Genomic DNA, 21,610 nt, shown 5'->3' with positions numbered 1-21,610 from the left:
ATTTGAAGTATTTCACAAAAACGAAGGTCCTTGGGGCCTTCGTTTTTTATTTGCCGTATTTGGGCATCCTTCGCACTGATAACCCTTTCTAAAGTGATTGGTTCAAAAAGAGCGTGCCTTATTCTTGCAGTCTTTAAAGATGAAAGAGTGAGGTATCATTTTGAGACAGTTCTTTGTTTTTGTATTCAGCCTTGTTTTGCTATTTTCCGGAGTCACGGCTTCCGCGTCAGAACAATGCTCATCGCTCTTTTTGGTTCAAAACTGGGAAGTCTCCAGCCGTGTGCGGAAGAATAAATTTGTGACCAACAGAGACCTTTATGAATACCGTGAGGTCCTTCACACGGACTTTATGAACAGTCTTTCAAAGTTAACACCGGATCAACATTGGGTCGATCTGGGGGCAGGAAAGGCTAACGCCCAGATAGATTATATTAAGTCTTTTTCAAATCCTCTTTCAGCGGCTCAGGCAACAGGCGTTGCGTATAAGTTGGATCGCTGGTTTTCTCCGCCAAAGTTTGATGGCAAGTTGCAAATCAAAGAAGGCGCGTTTGAACAACAACCGACAGCGACCTGGAAAAAGGCTGATTTAGTAACGGATGTGTTCGGTGTGATTTCTTACACTCATGATTTACATACGTCTTTGCAAAAAGTTTTCGATCTTATGAACGTGAAAGGTGAGTTGTATATTTTCACGACGAACTATCATACCAGTATTAAAGTGGGTGAGAAAAAGTCTCTGTCACTCATGGATTTTTTAGCGACCATCGAAGGCATTCACGTGGAAGGCCGTTACGGCACAATCAAAATTACCAAGGAAATTGAAAACGTCATCGTTCCATCATTTGAGTTAGTAAAATACGTCGATGATGCTCCTCCATCTCGCACGTATATTCGCAGTGATCTCGTTCACTAGAAAACCTTCCCTTAATTGACGCATCGTTTCGATGCGTGGCCCAACGCATTGACCACTTGCAAATACAGGTAGAGGTTCTGTGTCCGTCACACGGAGGATCTTCTTGTTTGCCAATGAACTAAAACAACGTCGTCGTATTTTATTAATCTGTGTTCTCAGTTGCACTGTCGCTATCGCCAGCGTTGGCGTAGCAAAACTCTTACTCATGGCGATCTCTCTTTGCACCAATCTTTTTTATTTTCAAAGATTCTCTTTGCAAGAAAGTTCTCCGGCGGACAACACGTTGGGATGGCTTGCTGTGTTTGTTCCTGTTATTGGCGGATTGATTGTCGGCGTGATGGCGCGCTTTGGTTCTGCGGCGATTCGTGGTCATGGAATTCCGGAGGCCATGGAAAATATTTTGCAAAAAGAAAGTCGCATTCCTCGTCGGATCACTTTTTTAAAACCTCTGTCTTCGGCGATTTCCATTGGTTCCGGCGGCCCCTTTGGAGCGGAAGGACCCATTATTGCGACAGGTGGAGCTTTGGGATCGTGGTTGGGGCAGATTGTTCCCGTCAGTGCTTATGAAAGAAAAATCATTCTGGCCTCTGGAGCTGCGGCAGGGATGACGGCGATCTTCGGGACTCCTCTTTCGGCCGTTTTGTTGGCCATTGAACTTTTGCTTTTTGAATACAGACCGAAATCATTTGTTCCCGTCGCACTGGCAACTGTTGTTGCAGCAACATTGCGAACTGTTTTTATGGAGTCTCAAGCCTTCTTCGTTATGCCAGACATCCGTCCTCCCGATATAGTCAGTCTTTTTACGTATCTTTTCTTTGGCGCCGTGGTGGGAGTTCTCGCTGTGATCGTGACGAAATCAATTTATTGGATCGAAGATCATTTCGAAAAAATTCCGCTCCATTGGATGTGGTGGCCCGCAATTGGAGGAGTCGCGGTAGGAGTGATTGGTTTGATCGAACCGCGCAGCTTAGGTGTTGGTTATGACAATATCTCTTCAAATCTTGCGGGAACTCTAACAGTAGGAGCCGCAGCGAGCATTCTGGTTTGGAAGTTTCTTTCCTGGGCGATTGCTTTGGGAAGTGGAACTTCCGGTGGAACTCTGGCGCCGATTTTAACTCTGGGCTCTGCATTTGGATTTTTAGTTGGAACGGCACTGGCAACCTATTTCCCAGAACTTCATATTGATGTCAGCACGATGGCCTTGATTGGAATGGCCGCTTTATTTGCGGGAGCTTCTCGTGCTCTTTTAGCGTCAGTGGTCTTTGCTCTTGAGGGAACTAAGCAGCCCGTGGGACTTGTGCCGCTTCTTGGCTGCTGCTCCATTGCTTATCTAATTTCAACGGTGGTGATGAAACATTCAATAATGACAGAAAAGATCGCAAGACGCGGTCTTGATGTTCCTCATGAATACTACGGTAAGACCTCAAAGTGAGGTCTCGCCGCCTTTGTAGTAAACTGTTTGAGTAGGGTAAGCGAAGTCGACTTTCATGTTTGCTGCGATCTTAAGGATCTCAATGAAAATCGCTTGCTGATGTTCTAGTTCTTCAGGGCCTGTGAAAACTTCCAAGTGGAAATTCACCAAAACATCCAATGAAGAAGCATTGTAGTTGTTAAAGCGAACCGTCACAGTCTCCGGATTTACCTTCGGATGTTTTGTGATGAGGTAACGAACTTGCTCACAAAACTCTTCGATTTTTTCTGCAGGTGTTTCATAAGTAAGACCCAAAACCTGACGAATACGACGAGCCGGGCGGACGCCCATATTGTCGATGGTCTCTTTTGCCATCATTGCATTTGGGATTGTGATCACAGAGTTATAGAAAGTACGGATGCGCGTAGAGCGGAAACCGATATCCTCCACAGTTCCTTCCATGTCTTTGATCTTCACCCAATCGCCCACTTTAAAAGGATGGTCGAAAAGAATCGTGATGGAACCAAAAAGATTGGCCGCTGTATCTTGAGCAGCCAAAGCGAGAGCCAAACCTCCCAGTCCCAGACCGGCAAGGATCGACATCACATTCAGACCAAAACTTTGTAAGGCAATCAAGATACCCAGAACAACAACGAGGACCTTCATTGATTTCGTCGCAAAAGGAACAAGTTGATCGTCGTAAGTGCTTTCCGTTTTTGCCGCCATCTCTTTAAGGACATTTCCGCCAGCATCCACGGCATAGTAAACCAGGCGAATGACATAAAGAGCTAAAAGACCGCGCAAGAAATGATTGTAGTAAATTTCAAATTTTCCGGTCAGACCTAAAGCATCGCCAGTTGCGAACCAGAAAAAGATCACAAGAACCCAAGCAATGGGACGCTCTACTTTAAGATTTAAAAAGTGCGCAGAAAAACTTTGCGGGAATTTTTTTGTGAACGGGTTGTGCTTCTTAATCTCTTTTAAAATAAACTGAATGATCGGGCGAAGAACAATTCCCAAAGTGATGGCGATAGCAAGCACACACCATTTCCAGTTGGGCATAACGAAGACGGTGGATTTAAGAAGATTCGTGAGATCTGCGGAAAAAAGGGAAGATTCTTCAAAAATAAATTTTTCCATGTGGATGTTTCCTCTGTGCTGGTGCTTACATCATTTGCAGATTTTTGCCGGAGTAGAGCATGATCAGAATCACAACTCCCAAAGCGATGCGGTAGTAACCGAAGCCTCTAAATCCGTAGCGAGTCACTATACCGATAAAAAACTTGATCGCAAGCATCGCTACGATGAAAGCCACGAAGCATCCAACGAGCAAAGTGCTCACTTGTGCGGGCTCAATCGTCTTGTAGATCTTTAACAATTTATAGCCAGAGGCTGCGGCCATGGTTGGGACCGCTAAAAAAAATGAAAATTCGGCTGCTTCCTTTTTGTTCATGCCAAGTGTCAAGCCACCCATGATCGTGGCCGCAGATCTGGACACACCGGGGATCATAGCGATGGATTGGAAGAGTCCCAATTTCACTGAGTCTATATAAGACAAGTCACTGGTTTTACGCCCCATGGCGGTCAGATGTGCGAAAACTCGGTCGGACCACACCAGGATCACGCCACCTACAATCAACGCCCATGCAACGATCTGCACACTTCCTAAAAGTTGGTCGACGAGGTCCTTCACAACAAAGCCGATGAGGGCTGTGGGCAGGAAGGCCACGAACAATTTTTTATAGAATCCCCATTCGGGAAGGAAGCGTTTCCAATACAAAACAAGAACGGACAAAATGGCGCCGAACTGAATGATAACTTCAAAGGCTTTTGTGAAAGTGCTGTCTTCAATACCCATCACAGAACTTGCGATGACCATGTGACCCGTCGATGAAATTGGCAGAAACTCGGTGATTCCCTCGACAATGCCAAGGATGATGGCGTGCAGATAACTCATGTGGTGTTCCTCATATAGATGTTGAAAATCAGCCGTGATCATTCTTGAAAAGTTCCCTTGTGGGTTCAATATTCGATGGATTGTGTCAAAAAATTTAAGATTTATTTAAGATTTTCCTACCTAATGTGGATCAAATCTGAATATGATTTTTTCACCACGGAGGGGGTTATTATATGAAACGTGCATTATTATTAGGTGCATTGTTGTTCGGTTCTCAGGCATTCGCAGGCGAATACCTAGTGAAATATGCGAACACAAACGCGCTCAACATGCTTAACACGGTATCAATGTCTAAAGTTGCTACGATCCAAATGATGGATCACAACGCGACTGCAAGCCTTGTGAAAGTGAACATCAACAAGAGCCACGAAGCTCAAGCTTTGGCGTCTCTTCTTTCTCAACCAGGCGTTGAGTACGTTGTTCCAAACTTCAAAATCAGAGCATTCACTGCACCAGTAGATGCAGCTGCTTTGAAAGAGCAATGGGCTATTGCAAAAGTTCAAGCTGAAAAAGCTTGGCAACGTGCAGGCAACAAAGGTAACCGCAACGTGATCGTAGCTGTTATCGACACTGGTGTTGACTACAAACACCCATCTTTGGCTCCTAACATGATCGCTGGTTATGACTTCAAAGAAAACGATGCTGATCCAATGGATAAAACTGGTTTCCAAAATCCAGGTCACGGTACTCACTGCGCGGGGGCAGTTGGTGCGACTGGTTTGGTTGACGGTGGTGTCGTTGGTTTGTCTCCTGAAGTTTCTATCATGCCACTTCGCTTCTTGGGTGAAGACGGTTCTGGTGACTTGAACAACGCGATCAAAGCAATTGATTTCGCAGTTGAAAAAGGCGCGCAAATCATCTCTGCATCTTGGGGTGCAGCGGTTCCTCGCTCTACAGCGGCTCCTCTTCTTGAGGCTATCAAACGTGCTGATGATAAAGGTGTTATCTTCATCGCGGCTGCTGCGAACGATGGTAAAAATAACGATAAAACTGAAATGTATCCAGCAAACAACGGATACCCTAACTCTATCACAGTTGCGGCTTCTGGTCCTTCTGATGCAAAACCGTCTTGGTCAAACTACGGAACAGCGACTGTTCACGTATCTTCTCCAGGTGAAAACATCATGAGCACATTGCCAAACAATAAGTACGGAAACCTTTCTGGTACTTCTATGGCAACTCCGCTAGTATCTGGTCTAGTAGCTTTGATGAAAGCTCAAGATCCTTCACTCACTGGTGCGCAAGTTCGTGCGATTCTTCAAACGACAGGTGCTAAAGTTTCTATCGAAACTGCATGTAACTGCCGTGTTGACGCTTTCGAAGCAGTTGATGCTGTTATCGCGAAGAAAATGGTAGTAGTTCCTGCAGCTGCGACTGTTAAACCTTCTGAGACTTTGGCGTTCTCTGTTCTTCACGGTAAAGCTCCGTTCAAGTACGCTTCTAGCAATGCATCTGTTGCTACAATCGCTGACAACGGAACTTTGACTGCTGTTGCAAACGGTACAACAACAATCACAGTGACTGATGCTGACGGAAAAACAGCTTCTACATTGAACATCAATGTGGGTGCTAAATCTGGCGGTAACCAACCACCAAACCCAGGTCAACCTCCAGGACAAGATCCAGGAAATCCTGGTGAACCAGGCGAGTGTCCACTTGGCGATCCAATGCTTTGCCAAATCATCTGCCAAATTCAACCAGATCTTCCATTCTGCCAATCTAAATAAGGCGGATGAAGTAAAAGGCTCCTTCGGGAGCCTTTTTTATTTTGACTCTATTTATCTTCTCTATATTCTGCGGACCTCATTTAGAGGGGGTCTTATGGGTCGCAAGTTTTTAGTTGTCCTGGTTCTTTCTCTCTTCTCGATTTTTTCATCAGCGGCAGTTCCAACAAATATTGATGCGCAAAAGTGGAATGAACTATTGAATCAAGTTCAGCTCAATGGACTTTCAAGTTCATATCCGAACGGTGTGTACTTAAGTGTTTCTAATATCGTTCCAAATGATCCGACAAAAGATCATCAAGCAGATTACTTAAGCACGGTTGGCTTCGTGGATGATAATGGCAATTATAATCCTCGTCATGTGGAAGCCGTTTCTGAAACTTGGACATTGGATGCTGAAGGCAACTGGCATGTGGATCAGTGGATTTTTCTTATTGGCATTGAGGCTAGCATTCAAAAAGCCTATCACCGTGAAATCGTAAAGACGCCATCGGGAATGGTGACGAAGCTTGAAACCATCGCGACAACTTCAGAAGAAGAAAACGCCAAGTGGAGCGATCTTCTCGAAGCGTGGTTTCGCCGTATGCCTCTTTCATATCTTTAGAATCGTTTAAACCATTCAATGAGTGTCGTGATGACATCCTCGGTGTTTTCCGTTTGTTGGATTTGCGTCGAAACACTCCAAGGCCCTCCCAAGCGTCTGCGCAAAGTAAACTGCTGGGAGGTTTCAAAGTTTGATCCCAATGAAAGCGATGTTGAATCATCCAGGCGCACGCGAGCCGTGTAACTTTGCGTGCGTGGATCAAAATAAACGCTTTCAATGGGCGTTGATGACAACAAAAATAGAGATGCTAAACCAAAGGCTTCCGATAATAACGCTTGATCCAATTGTCCTGCGGTGCTGAGCTCTTCATTCGCCAATTGTTGAAGTGATTTGTTAAACAAAAGTATTGAAATAATCTGCTGTCGACTGAGTGGTGGATCTGACAAAAATTCCACGCGGGGTTTTTCTGTCGTGCCGACGATCAAAATCTGAATCAAAACTTCCGAAGTACGGTGTGTGATGAGACCGTCAATATCTTGAACCGTTGAGTCCTTGTATTTAATAAGATCAAACTTTTCGATGACCGCTTTCTTTTTAAAAATTTCCACATTCATTTTACCAATGGCAACCTTTCCAGAAAGTTCCATGGGGTTGCGAATGGCATACTGAAGGCGTACGGGGATAGGGTTGGGAATAAGATTTGTGTGAAGCAAGATCGGCTTGTCTTCCGTTTGAATCTTAAGTTCCGTGATTTTAAATTTGCTGGGGCCTGATGGTTTTGCCGACGCTTTCTTAGTATCGCCTTTGACAAATCTGGAATCGGGTTTGAACTGTGGGGGACTTTGCAGTCCAATATAGGGAAGTTGCAGTTCGATCTCTTTTAAAGAAATAGTTCCACCCAATGTGAAGAGAGGTTTTACAAAATCCATTTGCACATCAAATTTGGATTCGGTCTTAAGAATTTGCGAAGAGCTAGTTAAGTCCGTCGTTAAAATGGCTTGAATCGGAAGTTCTTTTTTTAGAAGGTCCGTCGACGTTCCAGAAACTGTCAGACGAATGGAACCTTTTAAGACATTCAGTGGAGCCGGGACAGGGAAGCGACTTTTATCTAAAAGAGCCACGACGTTTTCAAAACGAGGAACTTGCAAGTCGGCGTTCAGTGTTTGAATTGAAAGCTCTTGGATTTTTTTCTTTGTAAGATCAATAGAAGTTCGTGCTGATGCCTGCAAATCAAAATTTGCGATACCTGTTTCTTGAAGGGCGACCTCTAGGGAAGGAGTGACCGTCAGATTGGAATTTTTAATACTAATCGGAGCGCGAAGAGCAGTTTTAAAATGCAAAGAGTCCGGCAAGCCCTTAAGAGGACGTTTTTTGAGGGTATCAAGAACGATCTCGCAGTCACTCTCTAAAAGCTCCGGCAGACCCTTTTGAAGATGCAGCTTCAAAGGACAGTTTTCAACTAGAACCTTTTTAAATGGCAGGGCTTTGTAAGTGATGTTTGCTTGGGGATGAAAGCTCCATAAAGTTTTTTGTAGGTCTGCTTGTATGTTTGCTGACACCTTCAAATCTTTTTTCTGAAGAAGAGTTTTTGTGGAAATCTTGGGAAACTCCTGCCAAGAAAATGACACTTGATTAGATAAATCAAAAGTGGGGAGTTGAACGTCGGCAGTTCCGTTTAAAGCTAAAGGCTTTGCCAAATCCAAAGTGGCTTTGAGATCGCCACTTAAGAATGTCTTATTCTGTTTTATAAGTTCAGAATGAGCTTCAAGCTGAAGTTTTCCACCTTCACTAACAAGGGAAACCTTTCCCAAAAGTTCTTGTTCTGGAGGCAGATGAAGTCGAACATCCTTAAGCTGTACACTGATCTTTTCAACCACCTGTAACGGCAAATAAGCAAAGTAAGGTGAAAGCAAAGAATCCAACGATCCAAGCTCAATCTTCGGCCATTTAAAAGGTTCAGTGGGTTCAGGCTCTGGGGATGGCGGAATGGTGACCTCTAACTTAGAAGAAACAATATCTGCATAGATTTTTTCAAGATGCACGAACGGGCGATGAGTGAGAACAGTCAAAGAAATGGCGACATCGGCTTTTTCAAGACAAGCATCAATCAATGGCTTTGGATGTTTTAAACAAAGATGGCGTGTGAGCAGGTGAATATCTTTAGAAAAGAAACCTCTGTTGCCAATTTCGATTTGCAGTGAGTCCCAAGTTATATTGAGCTTTGCATACTCAACACCACGACGAGCATTCGTTTCATTAAGAACCCAACCCAGATTGAACCACAAAAGCAAAAGTGCTCCGATAAGAAGAACAAAAAGTCCCAGGAGGGCCAGGAGGAGTTTTTTCATATTAAAACTCCCTTCCTAAGCTTAAGTATCCTTGCCAGTGAACGGGAATGTCGACTTGGTCTGTCCAAAGAGTTTGCCCTTGGGAAATGCTGGCCCGAATCGGTCCAATAAACGAAGGCCAACGAATTCCAATTCCCGGAGAATAATAAAGTGTTTTCGACAGCGTCAGGCTTTTGGCACTTTCCCAAGCCATATCTAGGAAAATAAAAGGTTGAAGCTTGTAGGGGAAAACATCCCCAGCACGGATTTCAAAACCTTGATAGAGGAATGTGGCAGAGCCTTCTCCAGTAAAAGGAATCTGCTTTCTGGAAAATCCGCGAAGTGAGCTGTCACCACCCAGATAGAATCTTAAGTTTTCAGGAACGACATCAGTAAAGACCGTATCGTCCGTCATTAAAAATGTTCCGGCTTTAAAACGCCAACCAAACACGACCAGTGGTGGATCCCAATCAGAATAGTTCCAAAGAATTTGATGTTGATAAACCCATTGGTGAAAAGTTTGATCAGCGCCCAAGCCTTCATAGGCAGAACGAATATTGGTAGAAAAAATCCATCCGGCTCGCGGTTCAGCGGCATAATATTCGTAGTCATGACTTTGCAATGAAACTTCGGCCGTTGAGGTCACCGTTCTTAAAACTTGCACGTTCGTATCAGTTTCAACGTTGTTGTAAGTATAAAAGGGGCCGAGCTGAAAGCGCGAAGAGAACTCCTCAAACTCTTTAGTGATTCCCCAACGCAACCCCACATCGGTCGTGAAAGACTTGTAAGTGGACTCCAGTTCATTTTTGAAATTCAGTTGCGGTGACCAATAAGTTCGATCGCGATAAGGCGGTCCATCGTAAATTTGAAATGAGTTTTCAAGACTCTGTTCAACGAGCGAAACATAAAGCTTACTTTCAAAAGAACTTCCGGCTTCGTTCATCTGCGTATGACGATAACGAACAAGACCGATAGCGCCTACTTCCGTATTAAATCCAGCCCCTGCAGAAACCAAGTGGGGATCACCAGTTACTAAACGCGGAATGATTTCAACTCCTTCAGCAGAGCAGCGAGTGTCGAAGTAAGAACTCAAATGATACTCATCCAAAATCATTCGATTGGCAGTGAGTTGCAAAAGACGAGCGTCATATTTTTGACCAGGTAGAAATGCGCGATAGCGATCTAAGTATATACTTCTCTCGGTTCCGCGAATCGCAAATGTTTCTGCTGTTGGAAAATTATAAGGATCTCCGGGAGTAAGATCGACAACGACAGATCCTTTATCTGGAAAAGCTTGAGTCGTCACTTCAGGACAGGCGTAACCCAGATTTTGCAGACGGGTTTTGCTCCATGCCTCGACTTCGTTTAAAAGTTCGGGAGTGAGAGGGCGGCCTTTCATTTTTCGTCTTTTTTCAGCATTGAAAGACGGCGGGGCATTTAAAAATGTCCACTCTTGCAAAAGGGTGCGATCACCGGCCTCGACAATCAGATTGTTCCCATCAATTGTGAACTTGGGATGATGATAGGCCCTTTGTTGCAGAAACGATTTTAAAAAGAATCGGGCTTGCCATGGGGGAATGACGCTCCAGGCTTTGTTGCCGGCGTCCCCGCACATCCATTTGATTTCCGTCTTGGTGAACTCTAATTTTTCCTCAGAATGAATCTCGATTTGGGGACACGGATTCGAGACGTGGCGCGTTTTGGCGGAAGCCACTCCAAGAAACATCAAGAGAAAGAAAAAAATGAATTTGGCCCCATAGCGCATGTATCGTAAAGTTACCTATATGCAGGAGAAGTTTATGTCTTTTTATACACAAGAATTCGCCCATGTGAAACTGTCTTTATCTTCAAATATCTTGTGGGTGACATTGAATAATCCAGAACAAAGCAATGCGATCTCTTTAGAGATGGTGGATTCTTTGACTCGCGTTTTAAAACATGCGGACTTCGATCCCGCTGTTCGTGTGATTGTACTTAAGGGTGAGGGCACATCGTTCTGCGCAGGCGGTGATGTCAAAGCTATGCAGAATAAAACGGGCATGTTCGCAGGAGAAAGCAACGAACTGCGTATGCGTTACATCCACGGCATTCAACAAATTCCTAAGTGCATCGAAGAGCTTTCAAAGCCGGTGATTGCCATGGTGAATGGTCCTGCCATTGGCGCAGGCTGTGATCTGGCAATGATGTGTGATTTAAGAATTGGAACTGCAAAGTCAAAATTCGGAGAAACCTTCGTGAAGCTAGGGCTTGTTCCCGGTGATGGCGGAACGTTCTTCCTTCAACGTGTGATCGGCTACTCTAAGGCCATGCAAATGTCTTTAACAGGGGATTTAGTGGCAGGTGAAGAGGCTTTTAAATGGGGACTTCTGAATTACTTTGTCGCAGAAGAAAATCTGGAAGCTGAGACAGAAAAGCTAGCAGAAAAAGTCGCTGGCAATGCACCTGTAGCTGTACAAATGACAAAGAAGGCAATGAAGATGGCTTATCTCAATGATCTTAATACGATCTTGGATCTGTCTGCCGCTTATCAAGGAATCACCCAAAGAACTGAAGACCATTTTATTGCTCTTCAGGCAATGAAGGATAAAAAGGCTCCGGACTTCCAGGGCCGCTAGAATTTTCTCGTATTTACGTCTTCTGCAAAATTGTAATGAAAAATTCTGAAATATGAGTTCGAGGATTTTCATTTTCCCGTCTTCATCTGAAAAACCGAATGATCGTAATGTGAGGTTTTGAAAATTTCAAGTCGAGTGGCTCTGATTGAAACAGGTCGGGGTCTTGTCTGTCTAAAAAGCGATTCCGATAGTGTTATGGCTTGATAGGTGGTTATGGCAAGGATACTTCTTTGTGATGATAGTAATCTAATTCTTAAGATTCTTGAAAAAAGAATGCAGGATATTGGACAAGAGGTCGTAGGCAAAGCCAAAGACGGTGAGGAATGCGTGCGCATGTATTCCGAGTTGAAGCCGGATTTGCTCTTACTTGACATCACGATGCCTAATAAAGATGGGCGAGAGTGTTTGATCGAAATCTTGGAATGGGATGCTAAAGCCAACGTCATTATGATTTCCGCTTTAATGAATGAAGCCGTTCAGGCGGACTGTTTGAATCACGGTGCTAAGGCCTTTATTCATAAAGGGGATATAAATTCTCCGGAAGATTTTGAAACCAAAGTGGTTGCAATCCTGAAACCCTATTTAAAGATCGCATAGGAAATGGATTTTGATGAAAACAGCAGCCGCTCCGGCAGACCTCTATCAGAAAGAAATATTGGATAACACGCGATCGTTTTCCGAGATTTGCGCGAAAAACTTGGCGTCCATTTTTTCTTTGCAGACCCACCGCTCAACACCGTCGTATTCGAACAGTGGAATTCACAGCGACAAAAGAATTTCGATTTCCGTGCTTTTTACGGGTGTGGTTTATGGTGAATTTATTCTGGCGATGAGTGAGGAAACCGCCTCCAAGATTCTCAACACGTCCTCGGAAGAAACCTTCCAAGATGAAGTGGTCGATAATTTCGGAGAACTTTTAAATCTGATCGTAGGTGAGGGAATTGTAGGTTTAACGAAAATTTACAGCAATCTCACAATCACAGCACCAAAAATTTATTTTGGTAAAATACGTTATCCCAAGGTGAAGTGTGGCAAAGTGACGATGCAGACTCCTCACGGAGACATTGAATGCTTTTTATATGTCGATCATATGAAACTCGACATCGCGACCTCTTACCAGGAAGCGATGAGCTCTTTGGTGGTCGCCAATCAGGAGTTGCGCGATGCTATGCAAAGGCTTGAACAACAGCAGGCCTATTTGGTTCATTCAGAAAAAATGACGGCTCTGGGAACAATGGCGGCGGGGGTGGCCCATGAAATCAACACACCTCTTGCGACCATTTCACTGGTGGAAGGCCACTTAAAGAATCTTTTGAAAGAACCGGATGAATTGGACCGTAATCAATTTAACGAAATGCTGAATGTGATTGAAAGTACGGTGACACGAATTTCAAGTATTACGAATGCTCTTCGTTCCTATGCAAAAAGTTCGATGGGCCTTGCTCCTCAAAGTGTTTCCGTTGTTTCTGTGATTGAGGAAGCTTTGATGTTTTGCCAGTCACAACTAAATACCGAAGGAATTGTTTTAATCAGAGATGATTTGAAAGAAACCCTAAATTTGGAGTGTCGCCACGATCAATTAAGCCAAGTTTTTTATAACTTGCTGATCAATGCCTGCGATGCCATTCAACCTCTAGAAAAAAAATGGATTCGTATCGAAGGTTTTGATCGCGGTGACGATGTCGAGATTCGAGTGACCGACTCTGGCGCAAGTCTTCCAAAGGAGCTTCGAACGAAAATTTTTGATCCGTTTTTTACGACCAAAGATTTCGGTAAGGGCATGGGTTTGGGATTAAGTATTTCCAAAGGGATTGTTGAAATCCATAAAGGAGAGATCTTTGTCAGCCCGGACTCTCATTACACGCAATTTGTGATGCGTTTGCCGAAAAAACAATCAAGAAAGGTCGCCGCTTAGATTTAGGGTTTTTGTGCGATTTGCTCAAGTTCCTCTGCGCGAGCCAGAAGATTTTCCTTTAAATTTGATTTTTGTTCTTTGCTGAGGCTTTGCCAGAATTCATCTAACAAGAACTTCTGAAAAGCTCTTTTGTGTTCGTTTAAAGCCAAGGTGAACTTAGGCAAACGAACTGATTCGTAATCGTCGTAAAAGTTTGTCACAAATTTCTTCAGCTTCTCGGGATCTGGGCGCGATTCTAAAAACTGCTTTAAGACGAACTCCTTGCTTTGATTTTGCAATTTCCAAGGATAGGGATGAGCCTCAACAAACTTTTTAATCTTTTCTTTTTGTTCTGAAGAAAGTCCTCCCACCCAAAATTCAATAGACCTGCGATAGCGCTTGAGTGTGAGCTTCAAGGAATCTTCCGGATCCTGATTGTCTTCTTGAGTTTCTTTGATCTCCTCACGCAGCACTTTAGCAAAGTGATCATATTGCTCGGACTTTAAGGTTAAGGAGGTTTTAATGGCGGTGTTTTTAAAATAAGAAGAGAGCTTTTTGAAATAGTTTTGAAACTCGGCAAAATGGGTTGCGACGACCTCCGCATTTATTTTATCTTTGCGCACTTCGGGCTCAATATGCCGCAAGGTCTTTGCAACCTCGGGCAATAACTCTTTCTTAATCGCCTTAACGTCTTTTTGCAGGCTTTCTCTTAATTCATCTCGTTGCTGACTTGAAAGATCAAAATAGTCATCGGTTTTAGAAACCGCAAGATCATCAAAAAACTGAACGAACAAACTTGAGCGGCTGCAAGCCGAAGTGAAGAAAATAAAAAGAATTAAGACAGCGTATTTCATCCTGCCTTTTGTTTTAAAACGGCCCTTCTTAAGAGGAAACCCTCTATGACAAGATACAGAATGAAACTTACGGTGAGGCCGATACCTTTGAGTAGAGCCCAAGCCGTCGTGCTCCATGCCAGTGCCGCCCAAATAGCAAGGCCTGTATGAATGGCAAAAAAGAAACCCGAACGAACTGTGATACCTTTCATGCGAGTTTTAATAATGTCGGGGAATTGATGTCCTTGTTGTTCTGCGAGATAAGAAAAAAGAGGCTTCCCCAGAATGACTGAGCCCCAAAGAACTAAGGCAAAAACTCCTTCCATCAATGCGGGCTGAAGTTTAAACCACAGACCTTCTGAAGAAATTAACGAAATACCGCCTAGAACAAAAAGAAGTCCGTTACCGAACCATGTGATCTTTTGAACTTTCTTGTATTTATAAAGTTCCCAAGAAATTTCACCTACGCCGAAAACCATCCCGGCAATCAAACCCGCCATGGTTCCGTAATATTCTTCAATCAAAGTGAAGGCGATAACGGGCAGAAGGCCAGCGAAAAATAAACTGGCCGCTTGCGCTTTAGGATTTCCAGAAGCAGGCGTCATGAATTCGTTTCCAAAAAGTCGACAGGTTTTCCTTGAGCAGGAAGAAGAACTTGATCATTTTCCATCACCAAGTGACCACCTACAATCGTGTGAGTCATCCATCCCGTGACGGACATTCCGTGAAAGGGAGTCCATCCGCAGCGGCTCGCAATCCAAGAATTGTCGATGGTCTTCGTTTTTTTCAAATCCACCAAAGTGATATCAGCGTCAAAACCCTGGCGAAGGCGGCCTTTGCCTTTAATACCAAAAACGCGGCAAGGATTTTCCGTCACCATCTCAACAAAACGACGAAGACTTAAGCGTCCATCGTGAACGTGATTGAGCATGATCGGAAGCAATGTTTGTACTCCGGGAACTCCCGAAGGACTTTGGGGGTAAGGGCGCTCTTTTTCTTCACGAGTGTGCGGAGCATGGTCGGAACCAATCACATCGACTGTTCCATCTAAAACCGCTTTCCAGATGCGATCCATATGACGTTTTTCACGAATCGGCGGATTTTGTTGAGCATAAGTTCCCAAACGATCATAACAATCCGGAGCATATAAAGTCAGATGTTGCGGAAGAACTTCAACGGTCGCGATGTCTTTTTGATCTTTTAAGAGATCCATTTCTTCGCCGGTTGAAACATGCAGAACGTGAATCTTTCGTCCTGTTTTACGCGCCAGACGCAAAAGTCTTTGTGTGGAATTGACAGCCGTTTCAACATCTCTCCATACCGGATGATAGTGGGGATCGGCCATGTCGACAGCGATGTGCTTTCTTTCGCGCAGGCGCATTTCATCTTCGCTATGGAAAATCACGCGACGCGATCCTTGGCGCAAAATTCTTTCCAGTGTTTCATCATCTTCCACTAAAAGATTTCCCGTTGAACTTCCCATAAAAATCTTAATGCCCGAACAATGAGGCATTCTCTCAAGCTCCGCCAATTGATCGACATTGTCGTGGGAGCCGCCAATAAAGAAAGCATAGTTGGAATGAGCTCGACCTTGGGCTCTTTGTAATTTCTCAGCAAAGGCCTCTTTCGTCGTTGTCGGTGGATTGGTATTCGGCATTTCGAAAATACTCGTAACTCCACCCAAGATGGCGGCTTTCGTTCCGGTTTCGAGGTCCTCTTTGTGAGTCAGTCCTGGTTCGCGAAAATGAACTTGGCTATCAATCACTCCAGGAAGGACATGCAGACCCTGAGCTTTGATGGTTTTAAGAGCAGGTTCGTTAATGGATTCACGAATTTTTTCAATGCGGCCATCTAAGATCGCAATATCGGCCTGTTGTTCAATCAACCCTATCTCGGATGGGTGAGGAAGTAAGCACGTGCCACCTTGTATGAGCAGATCGTAAGGGCGCTGAGACATGTATCACCTCGAATCCAAAAACAATACCACCATGATCTATCCAAGGTCCAGCATTGACGGAGCCCTTGGGATAGGTGAGAATTTGAATTGTGACAATTGAAAAATTCCTCTCCTTCTGGGATCAGCACAATACCGTAATTATCGAGAGCCTTATCGCTCTTGTTCTTATTCTCTCGCTTTTTTTGGCGTACCGCAGTTTTTTCGGGAAAAAGTCGAAGGAAGAAGCTTCGGAAACAGGGCATGGCCTTGATGCGGCTCAACTTGAGAAAACGTTGCAAAAGATTCTCGACAACCAGAATCAAACAGCAAAACCCGCTCGTGGCGGTGGAGCTTCGGAAGATCTGGGAATGGATGTCGATTTAGATGAAATGGAAAGAACTTCGGTTGCATCTAAAACAGGTGCCGCCGTCGGAGCCGCAGAAGTCGCTGGTGAATCAGCGGCAGAGGTGTCACAACTTCGTCTGACTTTAAACGAAAGCCATCAAAAAATTGAAACTCTGCAAAAGCAATTGAAAGAAGCTTTGGTTGCCGCAGAAGCAAGTGCTGCCGCTGGTGGAGCATCTGCGGGAGCGGGTGGCGCTGAAGGTGGCATGAGTTCTCAAGAAAAAGATGAACTCAGCGGTAAGGTTCGTGATTTGGAAGCGCGCCTTGCGGAATACGAAATTATCAGTGAAGACATTGCCGATCTTTCTCGTTACCGCGAAGAAAACGATCAATTGAAACAGCAATTGGAAGCTTTGAAAGCGGGAGCGGGTGTTGTTGCAAGTGCTCCGACACCGCCGCCGCAGCAAGCAGCTCCTGAGCCTGAACCAGTACCAGAACCTGCACCAGCTCCGGTTGAAGAACCGACTCCGGCAGCAGAACCTCCGGCACAAGAATCAGCGTCTGCCGATTTGATCGACGATGAGTTGATGAAAGAATTTGCAGCGGCCGTTGAAGGTCAAAAGGCTTTGGATAAAGCCGCTGAAAAAGCAGGGGATGGCAGTGAGACTGCAAAATCCGAAAATGATGAATCAGATAAATTGATGAGTGAGTTTGAAAACTTCGTATCGAAAAAGAGTTAGACTATGTATAAAGTTGTTCTGGCGTCTGTTTTGTTTGCGGGATTATCTTCAAGTGCTTTCGCAGTCGGAGCTAAACCTTCATCTAGTACTTTAAGTTCTGCCATGGAAGTTCTTAAGCTTCCTAGTGAAAACCGTCGCATGGTTCTTCAAGGTCAGGGCGATAAGCACTATCAAAATTTTATCTCTGTCGCTTTTGATGAAGCAAAACCTATGAGCCTTCGCTGGCGCGCTTTGATGGCGGCGGCGGAATCTCGTGGAGACAAAGCCACTCCGGATCTTCTTAAGGCGGGTGCTCACAAACATTGGTACATGAGAAATGCGGCTCTTGTTGCATTAAGCGAAGTGAACCCTTCCCAAGGGGAGAAGCTTGCGCAAAAACTTTTAAAAGATAAAGCGTTGGTGGTTCGTTCTGCGGCTGTTGGCGTTTTAGAAAAAAGCTCTTCGGCGGAAGTTCGTGATCTTTTGTGGGAAGAACTCAATCAAGGTTACAACTTCAAAAATGCCCAAAGTCTTTGGATCCGTCATCAGATCGTGGAAGTTTTGGCGAAGAAACCTTTGGATCGTGAGACCAAGATTTTTGCCCAACTTCTTTCGGATAAAGACGACCGCGTGCAATTGCCAGCCATTCGTGGTTTGGAAAAACTCACAGGTGTAAAGCTCGGTGAGGGCAGAATGGCGCAGTCAGCTCTCGTCGGAATGTGGAAAGACTACGTTAAGAAAGAAAAAATAGAACTCTAATTAGCTTTTTTGAGGGCTTCGTTGATAACAAGCTCTCTTTCGATACGGTAGAAGATGATCTTCTCTTCAAGTCCGTCGGTTTCCATGTATTCAGGTTCAGAAAAGAAATCTCTTAAAATTTCCATTCTTTTATCGATAGTCACGCGAGTGGATTCGCGGCCTTCGGTTTTACCTTTGGCAAAAGTCATCGTCAGTTTATAGCGAATACCGCTTGAAGGTGGACGTTGCTCATTGGGTGGCAACCAACCGTCGATCCCTTTGATGAACTCTGTTTCGATGATACCAGTGTCTTGGTTTTCTTGAGCGATCGGGTATTTCAGAACGGCGTGAGCGGCTCTCCATACTTGATCGTAAGTGGCGAAGAAGACTTTTTGTTTGTTGATTTGCGCCATGCGAGCGTGCGCAGAAGGTTTTTTATCGAACAAGCTGCACCCAAAAAGAGTGCAGCCTGTGAGAATCACAAGTCCAAGAAGTATTTTTCTAGAAAGAGATTGAGCTGTGTGTAACATGTGTTGCGGCTTCAATCATAGCAGGTCCAACTGGTGCTTGTGAAGCAGTTTGGCTGCCGACGAAGTTCACTTCCCAACGTTTTTTACCAGTGATCGCAGAATCATTAGGCCATTGGGGCAGTTTCATGCGCTCAAGCCAGTTCTGTGCGTACACTTCCCACTGGGCGCGATAGATTTTCACTTTCGCATTTCCTTGCTGAACTTCCTCTTCTTTTGAAAGAACAGAGTAAGTTGCAATCGGATTTACACCCGTTACAGAGTTGAACTTCGGCATCAAAAGCTCATCGCCCGCGATTGTTGGATCTGGGATCAAAGGAAGCATTGATGGAGTCGCACCTGCTGCAAAAGGAAGCAAAGCCGCACTCATACGGTCGCCACCATTTTTCATCTCGGCCGTTCTTTTTAGAACGCCCAAAACCATTTGTTCAGATCCAGGAAGAGTATTCAAAGCCATTTTCTGACCTTGAGCGATCTTCTTAACATCTGTTGGGATGAGGTAACCAGATTGGTTCGCAACGCCAACAGCGATGAACATTTCGTCAGCTCTATGTTGAGGAGCTGTCAGGTTTTTAGGTTCGCCAAAGTTAAGTTCACGTGTTGGCATGTCCAATTTTGTTTGGCCGGATTTGATTTCGATATCGCGGATAGCTCCACCGTTGATTTTGAAATCATTGATAAGTTCATAAAACTCAGCTCCGCCGCGCAAAGCATCCACTGTGGATTTGAACGGGAAGCGACCGCGAGCTGCGAACACACGGTTGACGCCTGGTTGTCCGTAGTAAATGCGGTAAGTTGGTTTATCCAAAGTGATTGTGAACAAAGAGTATTTTTCGCTCTGTCTTGGCAAAGAGATATTCGCCGGAATATCAATATCTTGTCCCATTGCTGAAATACGATCGTACTGCGGGCTGATAACATTATTAATGTCAAAAGCAAGCATGTCGAGTTTCGTAAACGCCGGCATCACAAGACCGAAATCCACGATTCCGTCTTTATCTTGGATCGGAAGACCCGAAGTCCCGCCACGCACTTCATGCTGAACTTTTGTTGGTTGAGCGCGAAGTTTGATCGTCAAAGCACCTGGCTCTTGCGACATATAAGTCGTGCGCATGTAACCTGGAGCTTGAACTGTCACGGCTTGAGCCGAAGTCCATCCCGCAGGAAGCTCCACTTGTCCATTGGCATCAGTTGTCAGGAAATTGCCTGAAAAAGGAGCATTCAAAGCATCGCCGATCAAAATTTGAGCACCAGCCAGAGGCTGATCATCAATGGTTTTGATGGTGATGAGGTTTGTTTCTTGAGCCCAGAATAAGCTCGAAAAGCTTGTAGGCGCATTAGAACTTGGCTTTTTAGGTTTATCGTCCTTTGAACAGCCAATAAATAGTGCTGGCACCGCAAGTGCCATCATTAGTTTTTTCATAAGTCCCCCTCCGTGGTTTTCTTACATCACCTGTTATTGCATTGTGAAAGAAGGGGGAGGTCAAGACCAAAGGCTAAGGAAACTTCGGGATATTCAATATATTTTAAAAAAGGTAATATAACGCAAAGCCCAGGATTGACATAATGCATGTCCCCAATTAAAAATCCTGCTTCACGTATTTGCGTGATTTGTGTGGTGGGGTAGCTCAGCTGGTTAGAGCAACGGAATCATAATCCGTAGGTCGGCGGTTCAAGTCCGCCTCTCACTACCAATTTTTTATAGTTCTTCGGATGCGTTCCGAAGGAAGTTTCTCCGGAAATGAGCCTCTGAGAGAAATATCAAACCTGCAGAGATGCGGGTTTTTTTATGCCCAAAATTCATTGTCGACTCTTTTTCTCTGTGCAAACGCCATCGAGCATCGATGGATGATTTTTCGTTTTTAGCCGAAGGCAATTCCTGTTAGCATTTTTGTATATGTGGAATATCAAATTTAAAAAAATAGTGATCATAGCGAACGTATTGTTTCTTCAACCGATGGTGAGTCCGGGATCTTTCGCTTTGGCGAAAAGAAAAACTCCTCCGAAAGCTTACAGCTTTATTGCAGAAGGTGGAAAAGCTTCCCAAGGTGAGTGCGATGGAGAGCGCAAAATTCCTCGCAAGCTAAAGCGCCTCGGTGAATTTTCTAAAGCCAGTTCCTACATGGGATCTGAGTTGCAAGATCCTGAGATTAAGGGAAAAGCCGATGAGGAGATGTGGAAACATTTCTTTAGAGTGAAAGCCTCCTGCAATACGATTTTAGCTAAAACTCCTTCTTCAGTGGAAGAGACCGCTGCTGCGAAGGGTCCTAAGCAAGAGCTTCCGCCAGATGACTCTGAGGATTCTGATAGTGATGCTGAGCAAACTGAAGGCCCAGATACTGAGTAGGGTTTACTTCCTCTAAATAAGGTCAACGTTATGAAAGTTTACGTTTTCAAATCCTTGCCGCCGTTTCTTTGGGGCTACACGCGCGACATTCGTGCGATGTGGGCGATGGAAGAATGTGGAATCTCATACGAAACGATCGGACTTGATTGCGGGCCTAACGGTCTTCGAGATGAAACTTGGTTTGAGCCGATTTCGCCTTTTAAACAAGTCCCTGCAATTGATGACAACGGATACCTTTTGACAGAGTCAGGAGCGATTCTTCTTTATCTTGCAGAGAAGTCAGGGAAATTAATTCCGCGCGATCTGCAAGAGCGTGCGCAAGTTTATCGTTGGTTGATCACATCGTTGAATAATATCGAGCCATTTGCGCTTCCTATTTTATTTGCCGATCTTCAGGGGAGCGCTAGTCCTCACGGGAAACTGCGTTCTTGGAATGTCGATATCCTTGCGCGTTTCTTGGGGCCGATTGATCAAATGTTGAAGACTCAAAAGTTTATAGCGGGCTCAGAGTTCACGGTGGCTGACATTGTTTTCACGTGTGTTCTGCGTGAGATTCGTAAGACAGAGATCTTAAGCAAGTATCCCAACGTTGAGAATTACCGCCATCGTTGTGAAGAACGGCCTGCGTTCGTGAAAGTTCTCAACGAGTGCGAAGACCGCCTGGGCATTGCACGTGGAAGCGCGCGGTAGACGTCTCGTCATTTGATTTTCATCTCCCTTCTTCTAAAGGGATTTATTGGACAAAAAGATTTACGGCAGTTGATATCCCTGAAGGTTTGA

Annotated in this window: 20 protein-coding genes and 1 tRNA gene; 12 read left to right on the top strand and 9 right to left on the bottom strand. The window is 44.6% G+C overall.

Annotation, left to right across the window (positions count from 1 at the left end; translation table 11 throughout):
* The first annotated feature begins 160 nt into the window (after nucleotides 1-160).
* Both ACL934_RS13525 and ACL934_RS13520 read left to right on the top strand, forming a co-directional pair.
* A complete protein-coding gene (locus ACL934_RS13525; protein WP_413612441.1) occupies nucleotides 161-913 on the top strand; it encodes a hypothetical protein in 753 nt (250 codons plus the stop codon).
* Nucleotides 914-992: 79 nt separating this feature from the next.
* A complete protein-coding gene (locus ACL934_RS13520; protein ID WP_374074240.1) occupies nucleotides 993-2,345 on the top strand; it encodes a chloride channel protein in 1,353 nt (450 codons plus the stop codon).
* Here the strand turns inward: ACL934_RS13520 and ACL934_RS13515 are convergent.
* Together ACL934_RS13515 and ACL934_RS13510 are read right to left on the bottom strand one after the other, a co-directional pair.
* Nucleotides 2,337-3,464, bottom strand: coding sequence for a mechanosensitive ion channel family protein (locus ACL934_RS13515; protein ID WP_374074238.1), 1,128 nt, complete (start codon nucleotides 3,462-3,464; stop codon nucleotides 2,337-2,339). The genes ACL934_RS13520 and ACL934_RS13515 overlap by 9 nt on opposite strands.
* 25 nt (nucleotides 3,465-3,489) lie before the next feature.
* Complete coding sequence (locus ACL934_RS13510) at nucleotides 3,490-4,281, bottom strand: undecaprenyl-diphosphate phosphatase (protein ID WP_413612440.1); 792 nt, start codon at nucleotides 4,279-4,281, stop codon at nucleotides 3,490-3,492.
* A gap of 173 nt (nucleotides 4,282-4,454) precedes the next feature.
* On the opposite strand from ACL934_RS13510, the gene ACL934_RS13505 reads away from it, so the two are divergent.
* Together ACL934_RS13505 and ACL934_RS13500 are read left to right on the top strand one after the other, a co-directional pair.
* Nucleotides 4,455-6,008 carry a S8 family serine peptidase gene (locus ACL934_RS13505; RefSeq protein ID WP_374074234.1) on the top strand — a complete coding sequence of 518 codons (1,554 nt, stop codon included), beginning with the start codon at nucleotides 4,455-4,457 and terminating at the stop codon, nucleotides 6,006-6,008.
* Nucleotides 6,009-6,102: 94 nt separating this feature from the next.
* Nucleotides 6,103-6,609 carry a hypothetical protein gene (locus ACL934_RS13500; RefSeq protein WP_413612439.1) on the top strand — a complete coding sequence of 169 codons (507 nt, stop codon included), beginning with the start codon at nucleotides 6,103-6,105 and terminating at the stop codon, nucleotides 6,607-6,609.
* Here the strand turns inward: ACL934_RS13500 and ACL934_RS13495 are convergent.
* Complete coding sequence (locus ACL934_RS13495) at nucleotides 6,606-8,897, bottom strand: translocation/assembly module TamB domain-containing protein (RefSeq protein ID WP_413612438.1); 2,292 nt, start codon at nucleotides 8,895-8,897, stop codon at nucleotides 6,606-6,608. The two genes, ACL934_RS13500 and ACL934_RS13495, sit on opposite strands and share 4 nt — an antisense overlap.
* A 1-nt stretch (nucleotide 8,898) precedes the next feature.
* The gene (locus ACL934_RS13490; RefSeq protein WP_374074229.1) at nucleotides 8,899-10,590 is read right to left on the bottom strand and encodes an autotransporter assembly complex protein TamA; all 1,692 of its coding nucleotides are present in this window, start codon (nucleotides 10,588-10,590) and stop codon (nucleotides 8,899-8,901) included.
* 85 nt (nucleotides 10,591-10,675) lie between these two features.
* Between ACL934_RS13490 and ACL934_RS13485 the strand changes: the two genes are divergently transcribed.
* From ACL934_RS13485 to ACL934_RS13475, 3 genes are all read left to right on the top strand, one after another.
* Nucleotides 10,676-11,491, top strand: a complete 816-nt coding sequence (locus ACL934_RS13485) for an enoyl-CoA hydratase-related protein (protein ID WP_413612437.1) — start codon at nucleotides 10,676-10,678, stop codon at nucleotides 11,489-11,491.
* A gap of 213 nt (nucleotides 11,492-11,704) precedes the next feature.
* On the top strand, nucleotides 11,705-12,088 hold the full coding sequence (locus tag ACL934_RS13480; RefSeq protein WP_374074225.1) for a response regulator: 384 nt from the start codon (nucleotides 11,705-11,707) through the stop codon (nucleotides 12,086-12,088).
* Nucleotides 12,089-12,101: 13 nt separating this feature from the next.
* Nucleotides 12,102-13,406 carry an ATP-binding protein gene (locus tag ACL934_RS13475; protein WP_374074223.1) on the top strand — a complete coding sequence of 435 codons (1,305 nt, stop codon included), beginning with the start codon at nucleotides 12,102-12,104 and terminating at the stop codon, nucleotides 13,404-13,406.
* A gap of 2 nt (nucleotides 13,407-13,408) precedes the next feature.
* Here the strand turns inward: ACL934_RS13475 and ACL934_RS13470 are convergent, their stop codons facing one another.
* The 3 genes from ACL934_RS13470 to ACL934_RS13460 are packed head-to-tail and all read right to left on the bottom strand — an operon-like array spanning nucleotide 13,409 to nucleotide 16,175.
* Nucleotides 13,409-14,239: a DUF6279 family lipoprotein gene (locus tag ACL934_RS13470; protein ID WP_374074221.1), complete on the bottom strand. Its 831-nt coding sequence runs from the start codon at nucleotides 14,237-14,239 to the stop codon at nucleotides 13,409-13,411.
* On the bottom strand, nucleotides 14,236-14,823 hold the full coding sequence (locus ACL934_RS13465; RefSeq protein ID WP_374074219.1) for an inner membrane-spanning protein YciB: 588 nt from the start codon (nucleotides 14,821-14,823) through the stop codon (nucleotides 14,236-14,238). The genes ACL934_RS13470 and ACL934_RS13465 overlap by 4 nt, the downstream gene beginning before the upstream one ends.
* On the bottom strand, nucleotides 14,820-16,175 hold the full coding sequence (locus ACL934_RS13460) for a dihydroorotase (protein ID WP_413612436.1): 1,356 nt from the start codon (nucleotides 16,173-16,175) through the stop codon (nucleotides 14,820-14,822). The genes ACL934_RS13465 and ACL934_RS13460 overlap by 4 nt, the downstream gene beginning before the upstream one ends.
* An 89-nt stretch (nucleotides 16,176-16,264) precedes the next feature.
* Here ACL934_RS13460 and ACL934_RS13455 point away from each other — a divergent pair, with 89 nt between their 5' ends.
* The gene (locus ACL934_RS13455; protein ID WP_413612435.1) at nucleotides 16,265-17,239 is read left to right on the top strand and encodes a hypothetical protein; all 975 of its coding nucleotides are present in this window, start codon (nucleotides 16,265-16,267) and stop codon (nucleotides 17,237-17,239) included.
* Between the two features lie 3 nt (nucleotides 17,240-17,242).
* Entirely contained in the window at nucleotides 17,243-17,977 is a 735-nt protein-coding gene (locus ACL934_RS13450; RefSeq protein ID WP_374074214.1) for a HEAT repeat domain-containing protein, read from the top strand.
* On the opposite strand, the gene ACL934_RS13445 is transcribed toward ACL934_RS13450, so the two are convergent.
* Nucleotides 17,974-18,486: a hypothetical protein gene (locus ACL934_RS13445; RefSeq protein ID WP_413612434.1), complete on the bottom strand. Its 513-nt coding sequence runs from the start codon at nucleotides 18,484-18,486 to the stop codon at nucleotides 17,974-17,976. The two genes, ACL934_RS13450 and ACL934_RS13445, sit on opposite strands and share 4 nt — an antisense overlap.
* Nucleotides 18,458-19,906, bottom strand: coding sequence for a hypothetical protein (locus ACL934_RS13440; RefSeq protein WP_374074210.1), 1,449 nt, complete (start codon nucleotides 19,904-19,906; stop codon nucleotides 18,458-18,460). Before ACL934_RS13440 ends, ACL934_RS13445 begins: the two co-directional genes overlap by 29 nt.
* Nucleotides 19,907-20,100: 194 nt before the next feature.
* Between ACL934_RS13440 and ACL934_RS13435 the strand changes: the two genes are divergently transcribed.
* From ACL934_RS13435 to ACL934_RS13425, 3 genes are all read left to right on the top strand, one after another.
* A tRNA-Met gene (locus ACL934_RS13435) sits at nucleotides 20,101-20,177 on the top strand.
* A gap of 203 nt (nucleotides 20,178-20,380) precedes the next feature.
* The gene (locus ACL934_RS13430) at nucleotides 20,381-20,830 is read left to right on the top strand and encodes a hypothetical protein (protein WP_413612433.1); all 450 of its coding nucleotides are present in this window, start codon (nucleotides 20,381-20,383) and stop codon (nucleotides 20,828-20,830) included.
* A gap of 30 nt (nucleotides 20,831-20,860) precedes the next feature.
* Nucleotides 20,861-21,520: a glutathione S-transferase family protein gene (locus tag ACL934_RS13425; RefSeq protein ID WP_413612432.1), complete on the top strand. Its 660-nt coding sequence runs from the start codon at nucleotides 20,861-20,863 to the stop codon at nucleotides 21,518-21,520.
* The last annotated feature ends 90 nt before the right edge of the window (nucleotides 21,521-21,610 follow it).

The organism is Bdellovibrio sp. HCB-110, from assembly GCF_047323225.1.
Classification (GTDB): Bacteria; Bdellovibrionota; Bdellovibrionia; order Bdellovibrionales; family Bdellovibrionaceae; genus Bdellovibrio.
This window is presented reverse-complemented; position numbering and strand designations above follow the sequence as displayed.

Bases quoted from the DNA above. Each gene is read 5' to 3' on its own strand.
- ACL934_RS13515 (WP_374074238.1), bottom strand. From the start codon at position 3,464: ATGGAAAAATTTATTTTTGAAGAATCTTCCCTTTTTTCCGCAGATCTC.
- ACL934_RS13510 (WP_413612440.1), bottom strand. From the start codon at position 4,281: ATGAGTTATCTGCACGCCATCATCCTTGGCATTGTCGAGGGAATCACC.
- ACL934_RS13505 (WP_374074234.1), top strand. From the start codon at position 4,455: ATGAAACGTGCATTATTATTAGGTGCATTGTTGTTCGGTTCTCAGGCA.
- ACL934_RS13500 (WP_413612439.1), top strand. From the start codon at position 6,103: ATGGGTCGCAAGTTTTTAGTTGTCCTGGTTCTTTCTCTCTTCTCGATT.
- ACL934_RS13495 (WP_413612438.1), bottom strand. From the start codon at position 8,897: ATGAAAAAACTCCTCCTGGCCCTCCTGGGACTTTTTGTTCTTCTTATC.
- ACL934_RS13485 (WP_413612437.1), top strand. From the start codon at position 10,676: ATGTCTTTTTATACACAAGAATTCGCCCATGTGAAACTGTCTTTATCT.
- ACL934_RS13480 (WP_374074225.1), top strand. From the start codon at position 11,705: ATGGCAAGGATACTTCTTTGTGATGATAGTAATCTAATTCTTAAGATT.
- ACL934_RS13475 (WP_374074223.1), top strand. From the start codon at position 12,102: ATGAAAACAGCAGCCGCTCCGGCAGACCTCTATCAGAAAGAAATATTG.
- ACL934_RS13470 (WP_374074221.1), bottom strand. From the start codon at position 14,239: ATGAAATACGCTGTCTTAATTCTTTTTATTTTCTTCACTTCGGCTTGC.
- ACL934_RS13465 (WP_374074219.1), bottom strand. From the start codon at position 14,823: ATGACGCCTGCTTCTGGAAATCCTAAAGCGCAAGCGGCCAGTTTATTT.
- ACL934_RS13460 (WP_413612436.1), bottom strand. From the start codon at position 16,175: ATGTCTCAGCGCCCTTACGATCTGCTCATACAAGGTGGCACGTGCTTA.
- ACL934_RS13450 (WP_374074214.1), top strand. From the start codon at position 17,243: ATGTATAAAGTTGTTCTGGCGTCTGTTTTGTTTGCGGGATTATCTTCA.
- ACL934_RS13445 (WP_413612434.1), bottom strand. From the start codon at position 18,486: ATGTTACACACAGCTCAATCTCTTTCTAGAAAAATACTTCTTGGACTT.
- ACL934_RS13440 (WP_374074210.1), bottom strand. From the start codon at position 19,906: ATGAAAAAACTAATGATGGCACTTGCGGTGCCAGCACTATTTATTGGC.
- ACL934_RS13430 (WP_413612433.1), top strand. From the start codon at position 20,381: ATGTGGAATATCAAATTTAAAAAAATAGTGATCATAGCGAACGTATTG.
- ACL934_RS13425 (WP_413612432.1), top strand. From the start codon at position 20,861: ATGAAAGTTTACGTTTTCAAATCCTTGCCGCCGTTTCTTTGGGGCTAC.